Source organism: Streptomyces sp. W16 (assembly GCF_033194735.1).
Lineage (GTDB): Bacteria > Actinomycetota > Actinomycetes > Streptomycetales > Streptomycetaceae > Streptomyces.
In genome coordinates this window covers 1-4,355 of the sequence record NZ_JAWOAI010000687.1, presented here as the reverse complement: position 1 = coordinate 4,355, position 4,355 = coordinate 1, and the positions used below count along the sequence as shown (strand labels likewise).

The 4,355-nt window shown below is 71.3% G+C and carries 5 protein-coding genes and 1 pseudogene; 3 read left to right on the top strand and 3 right to left on the bottom strand.

Annotated elements, in window-relative coordinates; genetic code table 11:
* The coding region (locus R6V09_RS47140; protein ID WP_317887610.1) for a winged helix-turn-helix domain-containing protein at positions 1 to 317 on the bottom strand (317 nt) is incomplete at its 3' end.
* Here R6V09_RS47140 and R6V09_RS47135 point away from each other — a divergent pair.
* A pseudogene (locus R6V09_RS47135) lies at positions 308 to 1,201 on the top strand (DMT family transporter); the annotation flags it as partial. The gene R6V09_RS47140 and the pseudogene R6V09_RS47135 sit on opposite strands and share 10 nt — an antisense overlap.
* Positions 1,202 to 1,246: 45 nt before the next feature.
* Here the strand turns inward: R6V09_RS47135 and R6V09_RS47130 are convergent.
* Together R6V09_RS47130 and R6V09_RS47125 are read right to left on the bottom strand one after the other, a co-directional pair.
* Entirely contained in the window at positions 1,247 to 2,077 is an 831-nt protein-coding gene (locus tag R6V09_RS47130; RefSeq protein WP_317887609.1) for an alpha/beta fold hydrolase, read from the bottom strand.
* Between the two features lie 110 nt (positions 2,078 to 2,187).
* Positions 2,188 to 2,841, bottom strand: a complete 654-nt coding sequence (locus R6V09_RS47125) for an NADPH-dependent F420 reductase (RefSeq protein WP_317887608.1) — start codon at positions 2,839 to 2,841, stop codon at positions 2,188 to 2,190.
* Between the two features lie 110 nt (positions 2,842 to 2,951).
* On the opposite strand from R6V09_RS47125, the gene R6V09_RS47120 reads away from it, so the two are divergent.
* Both R6V09_RS47120 and R6V09_RS47115 read left to right on the top strand, forming a co-directional pair.
* Positions 2,952 to 3,836 carry an RNA polymerase sigma-70 factor gene (locus tag R6V09_RS47120; RefSeq protein ID WP_317887607.1) on the top strand — a complete coding sequence of 295 codons (885 nt, stop codon included), beginning with the start codon at positions 2,952 to 2,954 and terminating at the stop codon, positions 3,834 to 3,836.
* 239 nt (positions 3,837 to 4,075) lie between these two features.
* On the top strand, positions 4,076 to 4,355 hold a 280-nt coding region (locus tag R6V09_RS47115), incomplete at its 3' end, for a GntR family transcriptional regulator (protein WP_317887606.1).

Sequence of the window (4,355 nt, the reverse complement as noted above, 5' to 3'; positions counted from 1 at the left end):
ACCCAGGTGCCCGCGCCCCGGCCACTGCGCAGATACCCCTCCGCCGTCAACTGCTCGTACGCCTCCGTGACCAGGCCTCGCGACACCCCGAGGTCCGCCGCCAGGTCCCGGCTGGACGGCAACCGCGTGCCCGGCGCCAGCTGCTCTGTACGCACCGCCTCGCGCAACGCGGCTTGAAGCGAACGGCCACGCGTGCGTGCCGGTGCCGACACGGCGGGCAACAGCAGTTCCCACGCGGCGGAACCCGTCAGACCCTCCAGACCGTTCGGCCCCTCTGGATCGTTCGGCCCCTCCGGATTGGTCCGCGATGACGTCATGGAAGTGGACCTTAAACCGGACCGCCACGCTCCCTAGCGTCGCCGCCATGACCGCAACCACCGCCCGCGGCGCCCCACTCGCCGCCTTCGCCTGTGTTCTCGTCGGCGCGTCCTTCACCGCCAACAGCGTTCTCGGCCACTACCCGTACGCGGGCGGCCAGTTCCTGCGGTACGGCCTCGCCTGTCTGCTGCTGCTCCCCTTCACCGGCAAGGACGCGACGACCAGGCTGCGTGCGCTCACGCCACGTCAATGGGTGCGACTCGCACTGCTCGCGGCCATCGGCATGGTCGGCTTCAACCTGGCCGTCATCGCCGCCGAACACAGCGCCGAACCGGCCGTCCCGGGCGTCTTCGTGGGCTGCGCTCCCGTGGCCGTCGCGACCCTCGTTCCGCTTCTGGAGGGACGCCGGCCGCGCAGGATCGTGCTCTACGGGGCGTCGCTCGTCGCCGTCGGCGCGTTCACCGTCCAGGGGTGGGGGCGTACGGACGCCGCCGGAATCACCTTCTCCGGGTGCGCACTTGCGGGGGAGGTGGGCTTCGCGGTGCTCGCGGTGCCCGTGCTGCGGCCCCTGGGGCCGCGGTTGTTGTCGGCCACGGTGTGCGGTGTGGCCGCGATCGAGGCGGCGGCGGCCGGGCCGGTGATCGACGGGAGCGCCTGGCTGCGGCGCCCCGATGCCACCGAGGCCGCCGCGCTGCTGTGGCAGGCGGCGGTCGTCACGGTCGTCGGCTTCGTGTGCTGGTACATGGGCCTGCAACGGATCGGCGCGGAGCGCGCCACGCTCTTCTCCGGCCTCATCCCGGTCGCGGCGGCCGGTACCGCGCCGCTCGTCGGAACGGGCTCCTACGGGGCCGCCCAGGCCGCAGGCAGCGCCCTCGTCGGCGCCGGAGTGGCCCTGGGATCAGGTGCGTTGACGCGGTTCCCGGGCCGGTCAGCGGCTGCCGTCGAGGATGACCCGCGCGACCAGCGCCGGGTCGTCGCTCATCGGGCAGTGCCCGCAGCCGGGCAGCCGCACGAGCCGCGCACGCGGGATCAAGTGCTTGGCGCGGACCCCCTGGCGGCGCAGCAGCAGCCGGTCCTGGGTGCCCCAGGCCACGGTGACCGGCAGGCCGGGGACGTCGTCGGTGAACTGGACGGTCGTACCGGCCCGGAGCGTGTCGTCGAACCCGGGGGCGTTGACCAGCGCGAGCGTCTCGGCGACCACGGCCTCGGGTGAACGGCGGCCGGGCCGGGCGTAGATGGTGCTCGTCAGGGCGGTGCGGCCGGCCGCCGTGCGCGACAGGCGCTCGACCATCGGGAGCGGCATGCTGCGGGCGATCCGCCGCATGGTGAGCAGCACCCCGAAGGCGTAGCGGCGCTCGGCCTGGGACCAGAACCCGGCCGGGGAGAGGGCGGTGACGGACCGTACGACCTTCTCGCGGCCCAGCTCCAGGGCCAGCAGACCGCCGAGGGAGTTGCCCGCGATGTGCGGACGTTCGAGCCCCAGCGCCTCGCAGAACGCGCTGAAGACGGCGGCCGTCGTGGACAGGTCGTAGGTCAGCCCCTCCGGCAACGCGGGGGAGGCGCCGAACCCGGGCAGGTCCACGGCGATCACGTCCCGCTCGGTCGCCAGAATGTCCACCACCGGGTCCCAGGCCTGCCGGTGATGACCGATGCCGTGCAGCAGGAGCAGCGGTTCGCCGCTGCCCACGCGCGCGTAGGACAGGGTCACGGTCCGCGGGCCGTGCGGAGAGGGGACCGGGAAGGAGACGGTGGCGGACATGGGGATGCTCCTCGTCTGGACTCGCTGACAGACGCCGTACAGGCCGTGTAGACAGCTTGTCAGCAAAAGCTACCGACCGGTAGCCCCCATCGTCGGGTACCTCGCGGACCTCAACGCGCGCTGCGCACCTCAAGGTTGAACTCGCCGTGCCCGAGGGTCCGGAACAGGTTCACCCACAGCGGCAGCATCATCTCCACGGCGCGCGCCGACTCGATGCCGCCCAGGTCCAGCACCCGGCGCGCGGGCCAGCCGAACTCCCCGAGCAGGCCCGTCACCTGCGCTTTGGCGTCCGCGTCTTCGCCGCACACGAACACCTGGTGCTCGCCCGGCACGAGTGAAGGGTCCACCATCACCTGGCAGTTCACGGTGTTGAGGGACTTCACCACGCGCGCGTGCGGGAAGGCGCGCTGGATCTGCTCACCCACACTGTCCGACTCCACCGGCGACAGCCTGAGCCGGCCGTCCTCGAACGCTAGAGGATTGGAGACATCGAGGACGACCTTGCCGTCGAGATGCTCCGCCCCGGCCGCCTCCAACGCGGCGAGCGCCACCCGGCCGCCCACCGCGTTCACGATCACCTCGCCCGCCGCGGCGGCCTCCGCGAATGTACCGGCACCCGCTCCGGCACCCGCGCTCTCGGCCCACTTCGCGGCGGCCGGATTGTCCTTCGTGCGCGAGCCCAGGGTCACCTGGTGCCCCAACTCGACCAACTTGCCGCCCAGGGCCTGGCCGACCTCGCCCGTACCCAGCACCGCGTACCGCATCGCCACCTCCGGAAGGGGCCGCCGGACGCCCGTCGGCCCGTGGCCAATTCTGCTCCGGGACACACGTTTTGCTCCTGGACAGGGCCGCACGCGTCGCATGGGATAGGACCGTGACCACCGACACGCCGACCGACGTCTTCGAAGACCACCGCTCCGTCCTCATGGGAGTCGCCTACCGCATGCTCGGGCGGGTGGCCGACGCCGAGGACGTGGTCCAGGAAGCCTGGCTGCGCTGGTCCGGAGCCGACCACCGCGCGGTCCGCGAACCGCGCGCCTACCTGGTGCGCGTCACCACCCGCCTCGCGATCGACCGGCTGCGCCAGATCAAGGCGCGCGGTGAGACCTATGTCGGCCCCTGGCTGCCCGAGCCGTACGTGACCGACTTCGGGGACACCGTCGAGGACACCGCGGAACGCGCCGTGCTCGCCGACTCCGTCTCCCTCGCCGTACTCGTCGTCCTGGAGTCGCTGTCGCCGCTGGAGCGCGCCGTGTTCGTCCTCAGGGAGGCGTTCGGCTACCCGTACGCCGACATCGCGGCCATGCTGGACCGCGGTGAGCCCGCGGTGCGCCAACTCGCCGGACGGGCCCGCAAGCACGTCGACGAAGGGCGCCCGCGCTACGAGGTCGACCCGGCCCGACGCCGCGATCTGACCGAACGGTTCCTCGCCGCGGCGGCGGACGGCGACCTGGCGGGCCTGATGGAGCTGCTCGCGCCGGACGTCCGACTGGTGGGTGACAGCGGCGGCAAGGCCAAGGCGCCGCTGCGGATCCTGGAGACTGCGGACAATGTGGGCCGCTTCCTGATCGCCGTCGCAGGCAAGGGCATCCCGGAGATCTCGTTCCGCTTCCTTGAGCTGAACGGCGGACCCGCGGTGCTGGTCCTTTCGGGTGGCAAGCCCGACAGCGTCTTCCAGGTGGACGTATCCGCCGGACGCATCCGATCCGTGTATATCGTCCGCAACCCCGACAAGCTCCGGTCACTGGCTTCCGCTTAGCCGAGCCTCCGGCAGAGCCCCCGTTTCGCGACGGGGGCTTTGCCGTCGTGTCACGAAACGCGCCCTTTACGAACGCCCCGTGAACGCTCTATGGCAACCGCTCTCTGTGTTGCCTGTGGGATCGAGGATTGGTCTTGACCAAGGGTGTGGGCCGTCCTATGGTCACTGATAAGTGAAACAACCTTTAATAAACAAGGGCGCTAAAACGCGGCCGGACCACGGCGATTGCGGAGGACAGGGTGGGGACCACGCAGTTGGAATCGGTGCCGGAGCCGAAGTACTGGCATCTCAAGACAGTGCTGAGTGAGGCACTGAACTCCGAGTTCTCCGTGGGCGAGATCCTGCCCAACGAGCGAGACCTGGCCGCCCGCTTCGGCGTCGCCCGGGCCACACTCCGGCAGGCTCTGGAACAACTCGAACTCGAAGGCCGGCTGCAGCGCCGCCGGGGCGTCGGGACGACCGTCGCGCCGCCGCGCGTGGGTGTCGCCGTCGGCACCGAGCAGCACGCCTGGCCGGGCG

Excerpts from the sequence above, each read along its gene's own strand:
- R6V09_RS47130 (WP_317887609.1), bottom strand. The coding sequence starts at position 2,077 with ATGTCCGCCACCGTCTCCTTCCCGGTCCCCTCTCCGCACGGCCCGCGG.
- R6V09_RS47125 (WP_317887608.1), bottom strand. The coding sequence starts at position 2,841 with ATGCGGTACGCGGTGCTGGGTACGGGCGAGGTCGGCCAGGCCCTGGGC.